This is a genomic window from Pseudomonas sp. TWI923, assembly GCF_039673365.1.
Lineage (GTDB): Bacteria > Pseudomonadota > Gammaproteobacteria > Pseudomonadales > Pseudomonadaceae > Aquipseudomonas > Aquipseudomonas sichuanensis.
The window spans coordinates 1-14,924 of the sequence record NZ_JBDJLM010000043.1 but is presented as its reverse complement, the minus strand read 5'-3'; the positions used below and the strand labels follow the sequence as shown (position 1 = coordinate 14,924).

The following is a 14,924-nucleotide window of genomic DNA, read 5'->3' as shown; positions in this document are numbered from 1 at the left end:
CGAACGCTGACGCTTTTGGGGGCTCGGGTCGGGCACGCCAATGTTCGACAAAGGTTCTTCATTCGTGGTGGTGCATCACTTCCGCCACGCGAAGAGCTGCAGAATTATCCAGATTGCGCGAAAAATTTCAACCTGCTTTTATGGGCTTCTTTGCCTGGAGCGTCCTTTCGATGGAATACCGCAAGCTCGGTCGTACCGACCTCAACGTCAGCGCCCTTTGCCTGGGCACCATGACCTGGGGCGAGCAGAACACCCAGGATGACGCCTTCGCCCAGATCAAGCTGGCCAAGGCCGCCGGCATCAACTTCATCGACACCGCCGAGATGTACCCGGTGCCGCCGCGCCCGGAAACCTATGCCGCCACCGAACGCATCATCGGTAACTGGTTCCGGGCCAACGGCGATCGCGACGACTGGTTGCTAGCCAGCAAGGTGGCCGGCCCCGGCAACGGCATCAGCCACATCCGCGATGGCCAGCTCAAGCACAACCGCCAGCACATCGCTGCCGCACTCGATGCAAGCCTTGCGCGCCTGCAAACCGACCGCATCGACCTGTACCAACTTCACTGGCCCGAACGCAGCACCAACTTCTTTGGCAAGCTGGGCTACCAGCACCTGCCCAACGACATGTTCACGCCGCTTGAAGAAACCCTCGAAGTGCTCGACGAGCAGGTGAGCGCCGGCAAGATCCGCCATATTGGCCTGTCCAACGAAACCCCATGGGGCACCATGAAGTTCCTGCAACTGGCCGAGGCCCGTGGCTGGCCGCGGGCGGTGTCGATCCAGAACCCCTACAACCTGCTCAACCGCAGCTTCGAAGTGGGCCTGGCGGAAGTGGCGATTCGCGAACAGTGCGGCCTGCTGGCCTACTCGCCGTTGGCCTTCGGCATGCTCTCGGGCAAGTACGAAAACGGCGCCCGTCCGGAAAACGCCCGCCTGACCCTGTTCAGCCGCTTCGCCCGTTACTCCAATCCGCAGACCGTGGCGGCCTGCAGCCGCTATGTGCAACTGGCCCGCGACCACGGCCTGGACCCGGCGCAGATGGCCCTGGCGTTCGTCACCCGGCAACCCTTCGTGACCAGCAATATCATCGGTGCGACCACCCTCGAGCAGTTGCAGAGCAACATCGATAGCCAGGGCCTGAACCTGAGTGATGAACTGCTGGCGGCAATCGAGGCAATCCATCAGGAGCAGCCGAATCCAGCGCCGTGAAAGCAGCTGCAAGCTTCAAGCTGCAAGCCACAAGAAAAAGCGCAGATCGCGTATTGATTGGCTTTTTCTTGTGGCTTGCAGCTTGAAGCTTGCAGCTCGCCCCAAAACATAAGACGATCCAGCCGGTGATTGACCACTCTACCCTATAAGAACAATGACAATGATGTTTACCCAACCCCCCGCGTCGCTGCGGCGCGTCAGCATCCTGGCCATTGATAAAGTGTTCGCTTCGACACTGATGCAGGCCAAGGACTTCTTCCACCTGGCCAGCCTGCGCTACAGCAAGCAACTGGGCCTCGGCCTGCAGCCGATGTTCGAGATCGCCCTGGTGAGCCCGGACGGCCTGCCCGTGGACAGTTTCAGCAATGTGCAGCTGCCGGTCGACAGCGGCCTGAACGATGCCGATGTGATCATCCTCCCGGCCTTCTGGGACGATTTCGACAACCTGCTGCAACGCTACCCTCAGGTCTTGCCCTGGCTGCGCGCGCAGCACGCACGCGGCGCAGTGCTGTGTGCCGAGGCCAGCGGCGTGTTCTGGCTGGCCGAGTCCGGGCTGCTGGACGGCAAGGAGGCGACCACCTACTGGCGCTTCTTCGGCAGCTTCGAGGAGCGCTTCCCCAAGGTGCGGCTGAATCAGGACAAGCACCTGACCGACGCCGACAACCTGTACTGCGCCGGTGGCACCACCTCGGCCTGCGACCTGTATATCTACCTGATCGAGCGTTTCTGCGGCGCCAACGTGGCCCGTGCAGTGGCCCGCGACATCCTCTACGAAGTGCAGCGCAGCTACACGCCCGGGCGCATGGGCTTCGGTGGGCAGAAACTGCACCAGGACCTGATCATCCTGCAGATCCAGCACTGGCTCGAAGAGCACTTCGCCGACAAGTTCCGCTTCGAGGACGTGGCCCGCAACCACGGCATGAGCATCCGCAACTTCATGCGCCGCTTCCAGAGCGCCACCGGTGACAAGCCGCTGCACTACCTGCAGCGCCTGCGCATCGAGACGGCCAAGGGCTTGCTGTCGAGCTCGCGCAAGAGCATCAAGACCATCAGCTATGAGGTGGGGTACGACGACGCGAGCTTCTTTGCGCGGTTGTTCCGCCAGCACACCGAACTGTCGCCGAACCAGTATCGCCAGCAGTTCATGCAGGAGGCCTGAAGGCCTCCTGCAGCGGCAAGTTTCAAGCTGCAAGCTGCAAGAAAAAGCAAAAAAGCCAGAGCAGTACGCGATCTGCTCTGGCTTTTTCTTGTGGCTTGCAGCTTGAAGCTTGCCGCTGCCTTCAGGGCTTGTGCGCCCGCGCCAGGAACTCGTGGGACTGCATCTCCAGCAAGCGGCTCAGGGTGCGCTGGAACTCGAAGCTCAGGCGCCCGCCGGTATACAGGTCCTTGAGCTCCACCTCAGCCGAGATGATCAGCTTCACGTTCCGGTCGTAGAACTCGTCGACCATGTTGATGAAGCGCCGGGCGATGTCATCGGTCGCCACCCCCATCTGCTCGACGTTGCTCAGCAGCACGGCATGGAAGATCTTGCCCAGTTCGATGTAGTCGTTCTGGCTGCGCGGGCCGTCGCACAGGGCGCGGAAGTCGAACCAGGCCACGTCGTCGCAGGTACGCAGGGCGGTGATCGGGCGGTTCTCGATCATCAGCACGTCGTTCTCGACCGCCTGGGTGCACTCCGGCGTCAACGCCTTGAAGCTTGCGCGCAGGCTCTGGTGGGCGGCATCGTTGAGCGGGAAGTGGAACAGCTCAGCTTGCTCCAGATGACGCAGACGATAATCCACGCCACTGTCGACGTTCACCACATCGGTGTACTGCTTGATCATGGCGATGGCCGGCAGGAAGCGCGCACGCTGCAAGCCGTCCTTGTACAGGCCGTCCGGGACGATGTTGGAGGTGGCCACCAGCGACACGCCGTTCTTGAACAGCTCTTCCATCAGGGTGCCGAGGATCATCGCATCGGTGATGTCGGAGACGAAGAATTCGTCGAAGCAGATGACCCGGGCTTCATCGCTGAAACGCTTGGCGATGATGGTCAGCGGGTTCTTCTCGCCCTTGAGGGTTTTCATCTCCTCGTGCACACGCTTCATGAAGCGGTGGAAGTGCGTGCGCATCTTCTGCTTGAACGGCAGCGCCTCGTAGAAGGTGTCGACCAGGTAAGTCTTGCCTCGCCCTACCCCACCCCAGAAGTACAGGCCCTTTACCGGAGTCTGCTCCTTCTTGCCGAACAGCTTGCCGAACACGCCCGGCTTGTTGTTCTGCGCGTGTACCAGATCGTCGTACAGACGCTGCAGGTGACGCACCGCAGTTTCCTGCGCCGCGTCATGGAAGAAGTCGGGGCGTTTCAGATCGGCTTGATAGCGTTCTAAGGGAGTCATAATTCGTTAGCGAGGCAACAAAAAACGGGCCGTCACTGTAGCGACCGGCCCGCTTAATGGCAATGATACATGCGACCAATGCGCGCAGGAATCAACCTCGTGGGAGCGGGCTTGCCCCGCGATAGCGTCGGAAAACTAAGCATCGTTGCATGCTCCAACGCAAATCGCGGGGCAAGCCCGCTCCCACGAAAGCCCTTACTCCTGGGCGGGTTGCAACGCTTCGTGCAAGCTCTGGACCGCCGCGTCACGGGCCTCGGCGCTGTCGAACTGCGGCCCCTCGGCCACCTGCTCGCCTTCCAGCCACAGGCTGAAGCTCAAGCCCTCGACCCGCACATCGGCCTCGCCACCTTGCTGCAGCTGTTTGCTTACCGCACCTGCGCTCTTGCCATCGGCAAAGCGACGCGACAGCAGCAGTTGCTCGCCATCGGCGGCCAGCAAGCGGAAGCGGAAGCTGCCGTCTTCGTCACGGAAGCTGACGAAACGCGCGCTCTTGGCGGCCTTTTTCTTCACTTCGGTGTTGGTCTGCACGCTGGTACGGAACGAACGCAAGCCCACCGCCTCGCGCAGCTGCTCGAGGAACGGCGTGGCGCTCTTGCGCGCCTTGGCGGCACCGGCCAGCAGGATGTCTTCCAGGTCCGACGGGCGCGAGATCAACTGGTGATAGTGATCGCGCTTCTCGGCCAGCTGGCCGTCAAGCAGCTGGAACAGGCGCTGCTTGGCCTCGCCCCAGCCCAGGCCCTGGAGCAGCTCTTCGCGGAACTCGGCGCATTGCGCCGGCGTCGAGAAGGCCTGGAACAGGGTGAACAGGTGCGAATTGTCCGGGTCTTTGGCTTCGCCCGGGGCGCGCGAGTCGGTGACGATGCGCGAGATCGCGTCCTTCATGTCCTTGGCGCTGGTGAACAGCGGGATGGTGTTGTCGTAGCTCTTGGACATCTTGCGCCCGTCCAGGCCCGGCAAGGTGGCCACGCTTTCCTCGATCACCGCCTCCGGCAAGGCGAAGAAGTCCTTGCCCTGGCCGAACAGGTGGTTGAAGCGCTGGCCGATGTCGCGGGCCATCTCCACGTGCTGGATCTGGTCGCGGCCGACCGGCACCTTGTGCGCGTTGAACATCAGGATGTCGGCAGCCATCAGCACCGGATAGCTGAACAGCCCCATGGTCACGCCGGCGTCCGGGTCTTCACCGTTTTCGACGTTCTTGTCCACCGACGCCTTGTAGGCGTGGGCGCGGTTGAGCAGGCCCTTGGCGGCAACGCAGGTGAGCAGCCAGGTCAGTTCGGGGATCTCGGGGATGTCGGACTGACGGTAGAAAGTCACCTTGTCCGGGTCCAGGCCGCCGGCCAGCCAGGTGGCGGCGATCTCCAGGCGCGAACGCTGGATGCGCAGCGGGTCGTCGCACTTGATCAGGGCGTGGTAGTCGGCCAGGAAATAGAACGAGTCGGCACCGGGCTGCTGGCTGGCGAGGATAGCCGGGCGGATGGCGCCGGCGTAGTTGCCCAGGTGCGGGGTGCCGGTGGTGGTGATACCGGTGAGGATGCGCGTAGTCATGGGTGTTCGCTTGTTCAGGCTTGCTCAGTTCGAAAGGCGCGGCAGCAGCAGATCCTTCAGATCGGTCAGCTTGCCATGGAAGAAGTGTCCGCATTCTGCCACTTTCAGCAGCTCATGGGGGCGCGACAGGGCGGCGGACCAATCGTAGACCAGCTGCGGCTCGACCACTTCGTCGGTGTCCGGCTGCACGACCGTCAGTGTGACCCGCTCAGGCATCGGGAACTGCTCGCTCAGGCGCATCACCGCCGGGGCGATCATGAACAGCTGCTGCAACGCGATGCCGTCGGCTTCCAGGCGCCCGGCCAGGCTGGCGGCGACGAAGCCACCGAAGGAGAAGCCCATCAGCACCAACGGCAGTTGCGGGTGCTGCTCGCGCAGCCAGGCCGCGGCAGCCTGGGCGTCGGCCACTTCACCGGCCCCCATGTCATGGCTGCCGGCGCTCTGGCCGACGCCGCGGTAGTTGAAGCGCAGGGTGACGTAGCCGGCGTCCCGGGCGGTACGTTGCAGGGTCGAAACCACCTTGTTGAGCATGGTGCCGCCCTGGACCGGGTTGGGATGGCAGATCAGCACCGCGCCACGGGCCTCGGCCACGTCCAGGTACAAGGCTTCCAACTGGCCGCACGGGCCATCGATGAACAAGGGTGTTTCGCGGATAAGCAAGGCACTACTCCGTGACCTCGGGGAGGGTCGACTCGTCTAGCAAAGGAATTCTGTTCTGATTTGCGATTGCTCGCGGTATACAGCGCAGGTCTGAGCCGTTAACGTAAAGCAAAGCCGTTTATAGAGGAAGGACTCGTGGAACACTCGCTCCTTGTTTGGTTGCTGCCGACCCTGGCCCTGGTCATCGGTGTCGTTGCAGGTTTCGCGCTGGCCCGCCTGCTGCCCAATGCGGCGCCCAGCAATACTCAACGCCAACTGGATGACATCCAGCAGCGTTTCGACACCTATCAGAACGAAGTGGTCACCCACTTCAACAGCACCGCCTCGCTGGTGCAGAAGCTCACGCAAAGCTACCAGGACGTGCAGGACCACCTGGCCGACGGCGCCAATCGCCTGGCACTCGACGAGCTGACCCGCCAGCGCCTGCTGGCCGCCCTGCATTCGGAAGCGGCGCAAGCACCACGTGACCGCCTCACGCCACCGAAAGACACCGCCGAAGTGCCGCGTGACTACGCGCCGAAAGCACCAAACTCGCCGGGTATGCTGGATGAGAGCTACGGCCTCAAGCGTTGATCCGCATGATATGAAAAAGGCCTCGTCAGAGGCCTTTTTCATATGCCTGAAAAACTGTGCGAAGCACAGCAATCAGGTCATGGCTTGCGCCATGGCAGCACATTTTCATCGTCACCATAGTTGGCAAGGCACGGGGTCAGCGCTACAACTTTGATCGCGGCATTCATGGTCAATATTCCTTTTCAATAAGCTGGCCACATGGCCAGTTCGATCAGGATGCCTTGACCTGCCGAACCGCAGCAGAGGGAAAACCCCCGACTCAAAGGGCACCACTGTCGCAGCGGGCTCAACTGCAAATCCCGCGGGAATCAGCGATACCAGGAGGCGTCCTCGCGGTGTAACCCATACCGCTGGCTCGCCTGCTCAAGCACGGCTTGCGGCAAGGTACCCTGCCGTACCAGGCTGTAGAGCGCCGCCATCACCACCGCAAACCGATCCACCTCGAAGAACCGCCGCAGATGCCGACGGGAATCGCTGCGGCCGAAGCCATCGGTGCCCAGGGTGATGTATGGCGCATCCACATATTCGGCAATCAACTGCGGCCAGGCGCGCACATAGTCACTGGCGGCGATGACAGGCGCATCGCCTTCGAGGCAGCGCCGCACATGGCTGTCTTCCACATCTCCGGCTATCGCAGCCCGACGATGATCCCTGGCCTCGCGGGCCAGCTCACTGAAGCTGGTGACACTGAACACCTCGCTGTCGACCTGCCATTCGGTCGCCAGCAGTTCACTGGCTTTGATCACTTCGCACAGGATCGCCCCCGACCCCAGCAGCCGCACCTGAGCACGCGGCTTCACTGATTGCTGCCGTGCGTGCAGGTACATGCCGCGCAACACATCGCCGTGCACGCCAGGCGGTAGCGATGGCTGTGGATAGTTTTCGTTCATGACCGCCACGTAATGGAACTCGTCGCATTGTTCCACCAGCATGCGCCGTGCGGCATGGTCGAGGATCACCGCCAGCTCCCCGGCGAAGCACGGATCCCAGGCCCGGCAGTTGGGCACCATCGAAGCCATGACCAGGCTCGAGCCATCCTGGTGTTGCAACCCCTCACCGCCGAGCGTGGTGCGCCCGGCAGTGGCGCCCAGCAACAGGCCACGGGCACGCTGGTCGGCAGCGGCCCAGATCAGGTCGCCGACACGCTGGAAACCGAACATCGAGTAATAGATGTACACCGGCAACATCGGCTCGCCGTGAACCGCATAGGAAGTGGCGGCCGCGACCCAGGACGAGATCGCCCCGGCCTCGGTGATGCCCTCTTCCAGCAACTGGCCGTCGCGCGCCTCCTTGTACGTCAGCAGCGAGCCCGCATCCTCAGGCTCGTAGCGCTGCCCCGCCGGTGAGTAGATACCAATCTGGCGGAACAGGCTGGCCATGCCGAAGGTTCGCGCCTCATCGGCGACGATCGGCACCACACGCGGCCCCAGCCCCGGGGCCTTGAGCCAGTGACCGAGCAGGCGCACGGCGGCCATGGTGGTGGACATTTCCTTGCCGTCGGCCTGCAGGGCGAAACCTGCGAAGGCATCGAGCGCCGGCAGTGGCAGCGTGGCACAGTCGCTGCGGCGCATCGGCAGAGGGCCGCCAAGAGCTGCCCGGCGCTGGCGCAGGTAGACCATCTCCGGGCTGTCCTCGGCGGGGCGATAGAAGCGCAGTTGCTCCACCGCATCGTCCGACAGCGGCAGGTGGAAACGATCGCGGAATGCCAACAGCGCCTGCACATCCAGCTTCTTGGCCTGGTGCGCAGTCATCCGTGACTCACCGGCGCTGCTCATGCCGTAGCCCTTCTTGGTCTTGGCCAGGATCACCGTCGGCCGGCCCTTGCACGCCTTGGCGGCGGCATAGGCCGCGTGCAGCTTGCGAAAGTCATGGCCGCCGCGCTTGAGGGCGTTGATCTGCTCGCTGCTCATATGCGCCACCAGGCGCTGCAAGGCCGGGTCCTGGTTGAAGAAATGCTCGAGGTTGTAGCTGCCATCCTTGGCGCCCAGGTTCTGGAACTGGCCATCGGGTGTTGCCGCCAGCTGGCGCAGCAACGCGTGCTCGTGGTCGCGGGCGAACAGCGCGTCCCACTCCGAGCCCCACAGCACCTTGATCACATTCCAGCCGGCACCGCTGAACAGCGCTTCCAGCTCCTGGACGATCTGGCCGTTGCCTCGCACCGGGCCATCCAGGCGTTGCAGGTTGCAGTTGACGATGAAGGTCAGGTTGTCCAGCCCTTCACGGGCGGCCAAGGTCAGGCCGGCGATGGACTCCGGCTCGTCCATCTCGCCGTCACCGAACACGCCCCACACATGCCGCGCCGAGGTGTCCAGCAGGCCACGATGCTGCAGGTAGCGCATGAAGCGCGCCTGGTAGATCGCACTGAGCGGGCCGATGCCCATGGAGCCGGTGGGGAATTGCCAGAAATCGGGCATCAGCCAGGGGTGTGGATAAGAGCACAGGCCATTGCCCGCGACCTCCTGGCGGTAGTTGGCCAGTTGCTGTTCGCTCAAACGTCCCTCGAGAAACGCCCGGGCATAAATACCCGGCGCCGAGTGCGGCTGGAAGAACACCAGGTCGCCCGTGCGCCCCTCGCCGCCGCTTTCGCCGCGGAAGAAGTGCTGGAAACCGACCTCGAAGATCTCCGCCGCCGAGGCGTAGCTGGCGATATGCCCGCCCAGTTCGCCATAGGCATGGTTGGCCCGCACCACCATGGCCAGGGCGTTCCAGCGCAGGATAGCGGTGATCCGCTCGTCCAGCTCCAGGTCGCCGGGGTAGGCCCCCTGCTGCTCCACCGGCAAGGTATTGCGGTAGGCGGAAAACGCCTGGGCCTCGCGCTCAAGGCCCAGCTCCAGGGCATGGGCCTGCAGGCGCTGCAGCAGGTAGCGCGCCCGCGCCGGGCCGCAATGGGCCAGGCTGGATTCCAGGGCCTGGCACCATTCGGCGGTTTCCGCCGGGTCGCTGTCCAACGCAGCATCGTGGGCCGTAAACGGCGCGTTTGGGTTCATCATCGCTACCATCGCGCAAGCCTCTTCCGTGGCAGTTCAGGCACAGGCCTTCAGGGCCTGGTCGATATCGGCCAGCAAGTCGTCGATGTCTTCGAGCCCCACCGACAACCGCACCAGCCCCTCGGAAATACCATGGTGCGCCCGCTCCTCGGGGGTGTAGCTGGAGTGGGTCATGCTCGCCGGGTGCTGGGCCAGCGACTCGGCGTCCCCCAGGCTCACCGCCCGGCTGAACAGCTGCAATGCATTCATGAATCGGCGCCCGGCCTCGATGCCACCCTTAAGCTCGAAGGCGATCATCCCGCCCGGCAAGCGCATCTGCCGTTGCGCCAATGCGTACTGAGGGAACGACGGCAGGCCTGGGTAATGGATCAGCTCGACCTGTGGCTGGCGGGCAAGGTGCTCGGCCAAGCGCTGGGCATTGGCGCAATGGCGGTCCAGGCGCAGGGCCAGGGTCTTCATGCCACGCATCAGCAGCGAGGCGTCGTGGGGCGACAGCACCGCGCCGGTCATGTCCTTGAGGCCTTGCAGGCGGATGCGGTCGACCAACGCCTTGCGCCCGACCACCAGGCCGGCAGTGATGTCGCCGTGGCCGGACAGGTATTTGGTCGCCGAGTGCACCACCAGGTCGGCGCCCAGTTCCAGAGGGCGCTGCAGATAAGGGGTGCAGTAAGTATTGTCGACCACGATGCTGATGTCGTGGCCACGCACCGCCTCGGCCACGGCGGCGATATCCACCAACTGCATGTTGGGGTTGGCCGGGGTCTCGAAGTAGATCATCCGGGTTTTCGCGGTGATCGCGGCTTTTAGCGCCTGCGGGTCGTTGAGGTCGACATGCTGGATCTTCACACCGAACTCACCGATGCCGTGGTGCAAGTAGGCAAAGGTGCAGCCATACAGGGTGCGGCCGACGATCAGCTCATCCCCCGGGCGTAGCAAGGTCCACAAGGTGGAGGTGATGGCGCCCATGCCCGAAGCCAGCGCCAGCCCGGCCTCGCCGCCTTCGAGCGACGCCATGCGCTGCTCCAGCAAGGCCAGGGTCGGGTTGGAGATTCGGCTGTAGAAGTGCCCACCCTCCTCGCCGGCAAAGCAGGCAGCACCGTATTCGACGGTCGGAAAAGCGAAGGTGGCGGTCTGGTAGACCGGCGGCACCAGGGCACCGCCATGGGACAGCGGGTCGTAGCCGTAGTGGATCGCTCGGGTGGAAAAACCGGTGTTGTTATTGGAGTCGCGCATGGCAACAGCCTCGTGTGGTTTGTTATAAGCTTATGCCACCGAGCTGCTGCAATTTTTCCAAAGTTGCCCACGCAATCGGGCCAGTATTGGAATAAAAACAATAAATGGTTAACCAGGAGGGCAAATCATGCCTTCGACCCTCGACCGCACCGACCGCGCCCTGCTCGCCGCCCTGCAGGATAACGCGCGCCTGACCGTCTCCGAACTTGCCGACCAGGTCGCCCTGACCACTTCGCCGTGCTGGCGGCGGGTCAAGTTGCTGGAGGACAACGGCTACATCACCGGCTACCAGGCCATTCTGTCGCCCAAATCGCTGGGTTTTGGGGTCACCGCCTTCGTCAGCATCATGATGGACTCGCACACCAAGGAGATCGCCCTGGCGTTCGAGAGGCGGCTGATGGAAATCCCCGAGATCGTCGCCTGCCACAACATTTCCGGGCGCTATGACTTCTTGCTGGAGATCCTGGCGCGCGATCTGGAGTCGTTTGGCGAATTCACCCGCGAGGTGCTGCAGCGGTTGCCGGGGGTGAAGGAGATCTACTCGAGTTTTTCGTACAAGGCGGTGAAGGAGCGCAGAGTCATCCCCGTTACGGAAAAGCATATCTAGAGCGTGGGAGCGGGCTTGCCCCGCGATAAAGCCAGCCCAGGCAACCGCTTGCATGGCATGGACTTCGTCCATGATCGCGGGGCAAGCCCGCTCCCACAGGACCGCGCCGAACTCAAAACCCGCTCCCACAGGCACACCGTCCACAAAAGAAAAAACCCGCCGAAGCGGGTTTTTCATGCACGACGACGGATCAGATCGCCCCACGCTGACGCAGCACATCCAGCACCAGCTTCACGCCTTCATCGACGCTGACCGACTGGGTGTCGATCACCAGGTCCGCATCCAGCGGCACGTCGTACGGGAAGCTTTCGCCCGGGATGTTGTCGCCACCGGCGGCATACAGGCCCTGCGGGTCTCGCTCGCGGCAGGCCAGCGGCGAGGCCTGGACATAGACGGTCACCAGGCGCTCTTTGCCGATCAGCGCCTTGGCCTGCTCGCGGCCTTCGGCGTCCGGGGCAACGAAGGCGGCCAGGGTCAGCAGGCCGGCTTCGTTGAACTGGCGCGCCACATGGGCGGCGCGGCGCCAGTTCTCGGTGCGGCCCGCGCGGTCCTGCGGCAGGCCCTTGTTCAGGTCGTGACGCAGGTTCTGGCCATCGAGCACGTACACCGCGCGGCCCATGTCGAACAGCTTGCGCTCCACCGCATAGGCCAGGGTGCTCTTGCCGGCGCCGGAGAGGCCGCTGAACAGCACGGTGGCCGGCTGCTGGCCAAAGCGCAGGGCGCGCTCTTCGGTGGCCACGTGGGCCAGCTTGCCATGCTGGCCGGCGCTGCCGTGGGGCAGTACCGGCGGCGCGATGATCATGCCGGCGCCGACGGTGCCGTTGGTCAGGCGGTCGATGACGATGAACGCACCAGTGGTGCGGTTGCTGTCGTAACCATCCAGGGCGATGGCGCTGTCCAGGGCGACCCTGACGCGACCGATCTCGTTCAGCTGCAGCGCGCTGGCGGCGCACTGCTCGAGGGTGTTCACATCGACCTTGTGGGTGATGCTGGCAATCGAGCCCGGCACGTAGCTGGTGGCGCGCTTGATGTCGTATTTCTTGCCTGGGAGCATCGGCTCCTCGGCCATCCACACCAGCATGGCGTCGAACTGGTCGGTCACCTGCGGCACGTTGTCGGCATGCACCAGCAGGTCGCCACGGGAGATGTCGATCTCGTCTTCCATGGTCAAGGTCACTGCCTGGCCAGGGCCGGCGTTCTCCAGCTCACCTTCGAAGGTGACGATGGACTTGACCCGGCTGCTCTTGCCCGACGGCAGCACGACGATCTCGTCGCCCTTGTGCACCACGCCACCGGCGATGGTGCCGGCAAAGCCGCGGAAGTTCAGGTTCGGGCGGTTGACGTACTGCACCGGGAAGCGCAGGTCGGTGACATTGCGGTCGGCGGCGATCTCGACGGACTCGAGGATTTCCATCAGCACCGGGCCGGTGTACCACGGCGATTGCTCGCTGCGGTTGACCACGTTGTCGCCCTTGAGCGCCGACATCGGCACGAAGTGCAGGCTCGATGGCTTGAGGTTGATGCTCTCGGCGAACTTCAGGTAGTCGGCCTTGATCGACTCGAAGACCTGCTCGTCGAAGCCCTTGAGGTCCATCTTGTTGACCGCGACGACGATGTGCTTGATGCCCAGCAACGAGGCGATGTAGCTGTGCCGGCGGGTCTGGGTCTGCACGCCGTAGCGGGCATCGACCAGGATGATCGCCAGGTCGCAGGTCGAGGCGCCGGTGGCCATGTTGCGGGTGTACTGCTCGTGGCCCGGGGTGTCGGCGATGATGAACTTGCGCTTGGCGGTAGAGAAGTAGCGGTAGGCGACATCGATGGTGATGCCCTGCTCGCGCTCGGCCTGCAGGCCGTCCACCAGCAGCGCCAGGTCGACTTCCTCGCCGGTGGTGCCGGACTTCTTCGAGTCGCGGGTGATGGCCTCGAGGTGGTCCTCGTAGATCATCTTGGAGTCGTGCAGCAGGCGCCCGATCAGGGTGCTCTTGCCGTCGTCTACGTTGCCGCAGGTGAGGAAGCGCAGCAGCTCTTTACGCTCATGCTGGGCCAGGTAGGCGAGGATGTCCTCGCTGATCAGATCAGATTGGTGACTCATTGCATTCAAGCTCCAAGCTGTAAGCTTCAAGCAGCAAGCTTGTCGGCGTACAGCTAGTTAGAAATTTTGTTGATCAACCCTGCAAGCATCCTGGAGAGCTCACGGGTTTCATTAATCCAGTCGTTAGCCGATTCAGCAGTCACGTATCCAATTTCACCAGCGATGATCAATTGCGTACGCAATTCCGCACAGGATGCTTTTGCTACGTTTAGGAACCAGACCTTTTCTCGACATGACTGCCGCTCCATGCCCTCCGCAATGTTGGAAGGTACCGAGACTGCAGAACGCGTGATTTGAGACTTGAACGCAAAGTCTCGGCAATCGGCAAAAGCCTGATACATCCCAACCGCAAGATCCTTGCTTCTCTGCCAAACCATCAACTTCTCAAAATCCACTGCGAGCGCTCCCGGCCCGCAGAGCAGGCGACAAACCACAAATTTCAGAAGCTACGCGTTCTGCTTCTGTCTTGCAGCTTGCCGCTTGTAACTTGAAGCTTAGAAATAGCCTTGGCGTTTTTTGTCTTCCATCGAGCCTGCACCATCGTGGTCGATGACGCGGCCCTGGCGCTCGGACGTGCGGGTCAGGAGCATTTCCTGAATGATGTCCGTCAGGGTCTCGGCTTCGGACTCGACCGCCCCCGTCAACGGGTAGCAGCCCAGGGTACGGAAACGCACTTTCTTCTTGACGATGCGCGCCTTCTCTTCCTCGCTGAGGTGCTCGAGGATGCGTTCGTCGTCGATCATGATCAGGGTGCCGTTCTTCTCGATCACTTCACGCTCGGCGGCGAAGTACAGCGGCACGATCGGGATGCCTTCGAGGTAGATGTACTGCCAGATGTCCAGCTCGGTCCAGTTGGACAGCGGGAACACACGGATCGACTCGCCCTTGTTGACCTTGCCGTTGTAGATATTCCACAGCTCCGGGCGCTGGTTCTTCGGGTCCCAGCGGTGCTTGCTGTCGCGGAACGAATACACGCGCTCTTTCGCGCGGGACTTCTCTTCGTCGCGACGCGCGCCACCGAAGGCGGCGTCGAAACCATGCTTGTCCAGCGCCTGTTTCAGGCCCTGGGTCTTCATGATGTCGGTGTGCTTGGAGCTGCCATGGGTGAACGGGTTGATGCCCTGCGCCACACCCTCTGGGTTGACGTGGGTGATCAGCTCCAGGCCCATCTCCTCAACCATCTTGTCGCGGAAGCTGTACATCTCCTGGAACTTCCACTGGGTGTCGACGTGCATCACCGGGAACGGCAGCTTGCCCGGGAAGAAGGCCTTGCGCGCCAGGTGCAGCATGACCGCGGAATCCTTGCCGATCGAGTACAGCATCACCGGGTTGTCGAACTCGGCGGCCACCTCGCGGATGATATGGATGCTCTCCGCCTCCAGCTGTTTCAAGTGCGTCAGATTGTCGACCATGGCTACTCACGAAAAACGATCTTATGGACGGCCTGCGGGCCGTGTTCGAGCGAGCCACTTTATCACAGCACCTGATTCTATTTAGGAGGCCGCCTAGATCGAAACAATCTAACGATATGACTGGGGGTTTGGGCCAAAAAGCATCGCGGGGCAATCCCCCACCCACCCCCGCGTTTTCGGGGGGGGGTGCGGGGGTGGCCCCCGCACAGACCCACACAAAGGGATGGGG

Annotated in this window: 12 protein-coding genes; 4 read left to right on the top strand and 8 right to left on the bottom strand. The window is 62.9% G+C overall.

What is annotated here, in order from left to right; translation table 11 throughout:
• Nucleotides 1-170 precede the first annotated feature (170 nt).
• On the top strand, nt 171-1,211 hold the full coding sequence (locus ABE459_RS16700; RefSeq protein ID WP_323830727.1) for an NADP(H)-dependent aldo-keto reductase: 1,041 nt from the start codon (nt 171-173) through the stop codon (nt 1,209-1,211).
• A 262-nt stretch (nt 1,212-1,473) separates the two neighbouring features.
• Nucleotides 1,474-2,370, top strand: coding sequence for a GlxA family transcriptional regulator (locus ABE459_RS16695; protein ID WP_178125866.1), 897 nt, complete (start codon nt 1,474-1,476; stop codon nt 2,368-2,370).
• Nucleotides 2,371-2,491: 121 nt separating this feature from the next.
• On the opposite strand, the gene zapE is transcribed toward ABE459_RS16695, so the two are convergent.
• The 3 genes from zapE to ABE459_RS16680 form a co-directional block, all read right to left on the bottom strand.
• Nucleotides 2,492-3,586: a cell division protein ZapE gene (gene zapE, locus ABE459_RS16690; RefSeq protein ID WP_125462710.1), complete on the bottom strand. Its 1,095-nt coding sequence runs from the start codon at nt 3,584-3,586 to the stop codon at nt 2,492-2,494.
• Nucleotides 3,587-3,781: 195 nt separating this feature from the next.
• Nucleotides 3,782-5,131 carry a tryptophan--tRNA ligase gene (locus ABE459_RS16685; RefSeq protein ID WP_323830726.1) on the bottom strand — a complete coding sequence of 450 codons (1,350 nt, stop codon included), beginning with the start codon at nt 5,129-5,131 and terminating at the stop codon, nt 3,782-3,784.
• A 24-nt stretch (nt 5,132-5,155) separates the two neighbouring features.
• Nucleotides 5,156-5,791, bottom strand: a complete 636-nt coding sequence (locus tag ABE459_RS16680; protein ID WP_125462708.1) for an alpha/beta fold hydrolase — start codon at nt 5,789-5,791, stop codon at nt 5,156-5,158.
• A 135-nt stretch (nt 5,792-5,926) separates the two neighbouring features.
• Here ABE459_RS16680 and ABE459_RS16675 point away from each other — a divergent pair, with 135 nt between their 5' ends.
• The gene (locus tag ABE459_RS16675) at nt 5,927-6,364 is read left to right on the top strand and encodes a DUF1043 family protein (protein WP_110991640.1); all 438 of its coding nucleotides are present in this window, start codon (nt 5,927-5,929) and stop codon (nt 6,362-6,364) included.
• Nucleotides 6,365-6,672: 308 nt separating this feature from the next.
• Here the strand turns inward: ABE459_RS16675 and mdeB are convergent, their stop codons facing one another.
• Both mdeB and ABE459_RS16665 read right to left on the bottom strand, forming a co-directional pair.
• Nucleotides 6,673-9,351 (bottom strand): alpha-ketoglutarate dehydrogenase, encoded by a 2,679-nt coding sequence (gene mdeB / locus ABE459_RS16670; RefSeq protein ID WP_323830725.1) that lies wholly within the window; start codon nt 9,349-9,351, stop codon nt 6,673-6,675.
• A 36-nt stretch (nt 9,352-9,387) separates the two neighbouring features.
• Nucleotides 9,388-10,584, bottom strand: coding sequence for a methionine gamma-lyase (locus ABE459_RS16665; protein ID WP_110991642.1), 1,197 nt, complete (start codon nt 10,582-10,584; stop codon nt 9,388-9,390).
• 127 nt (nt 10,585-10,711) lie between these two features.
• Here ABE459_RS16665 and ABE459_RS16660 point away from each other — a divergent pair, with 127 nt between their 5' ends.
• The gene (locus tag ABE459_RS16660; RefSeq protein ID WP_323830724.1) at nt 10,712-11,191 is read left to right on the top strand and encodes an Lrp/AsnC family transcriptional regulator; all 480 of its coding nucleotides are present in this window, start codon (nt 10,712-10,714) and stop codon (nt 11,189-11,191) included.
• A 190-nt stretch (nt 11,192-11,381) separates the two neighbouring features.
• On the opposite strand, the gene cysN is transcribed toward ABE459_RS16660, so the two are convergent.
• The 3 genes from cysN to cysD all read right to left on the bottom strand — a co-directional run bounded on the left by cysN (nt 11,382) and on the right by cysD (nt 14,695).
• Nucleotides 11,382-13,283 carry a sulfate adenylyltransferase subunit CysN gene (gene cysN / locus ABE459_RS16655; protein WP_323830723.1) on the bottom strand — a complete coding sequence of 634 codons (1,902 nt, stop codon included), beginning with the start codon at nt 13,281-13,283 and terminating at the stop codon, nt 11,382-11,384.
• 53 nt (nt 13,284-13,336) lie between these two features.
• On the bottom strand, nt 13,337-13,678 hold the full coding sequence (locus tag ABE459_RS16650; RefSeq protein ID WP_323830722.1) for a four helix bundle protein: 342 nt from the start codon (nt 13,676-13,678) through the stop codon (nt 13,337-13,339).
• 99 nt (nt 13,679-13,777) lie between these two features.
• The gene (cysD, locus tag ABE459_RS16645; protein ID WP_110991645.1) at nt 13,778-14,695 is read right to left on the bottom strand and encodes a sulfate adenylyltransferase subunit CysD; all 918 of its coding nucleotides are present in this window, start codon (nt 14,693-14,695) and stop codon (nt 13,778-13,780) included.
• Between the last annotated feature and the right edge of the window lie 229 nt (nt 14,696-14,924).

Coding starts and splice junctions, on each gene's coding strand:
- ABE459_RS16700 (WP_323830727.1), top strand. CDS start 171: ATGGAATACCGCAAGCTCGGTCGTACCGACCTCAACGTCAGCGCCCTT.
- zapE (WP_125462710.1), bottom strand. CDS start 3,586: ATGACTCCCTTAGAACGCTATCAAGCCGATCTGAAACGCCCCGACTTC.
- ABE459_RS16685 (WP_323830726.1), bottom strand. CDS start 5,131: ATGACTACGCGCATCCTCACCGGTATCACCACCACCGGCACCCCGCAC.
- mdeB (WP_323830725.1), bottom strand. CDS start 9,351: ATGAACCCAAACGCGCCGTTTACGGCCCACGATGCTGCGTTGGACAGC.
- ABE459_RS16665 (WP_110991642.1), bottom strand. CDS start 10,584: ATGCGCGACTCCAATAACAACACCGGTTTTTCCACCCGAGCGATCCAC.
- ABE459_RS16660 (WP_323830724.1), top strand. CDS start 10,712: ATGCCTTCGACCCTCGACCGCACCGACCGCGCCCTGCTCGCCGCCCTG.
- cysN (WP_323830723.1), bottom strand. CDS start 13,283: ATGAGTCACCAATCTGATCTGATCAGCGAGGACATCCTCGCCTACCTG.
- cysD (WP_110991645.1), bottom strand. CDS start 14,695: ATGGTCGACAATCTGACGCACTTGAAACAGCTGGAGGCGGAGAGCATC.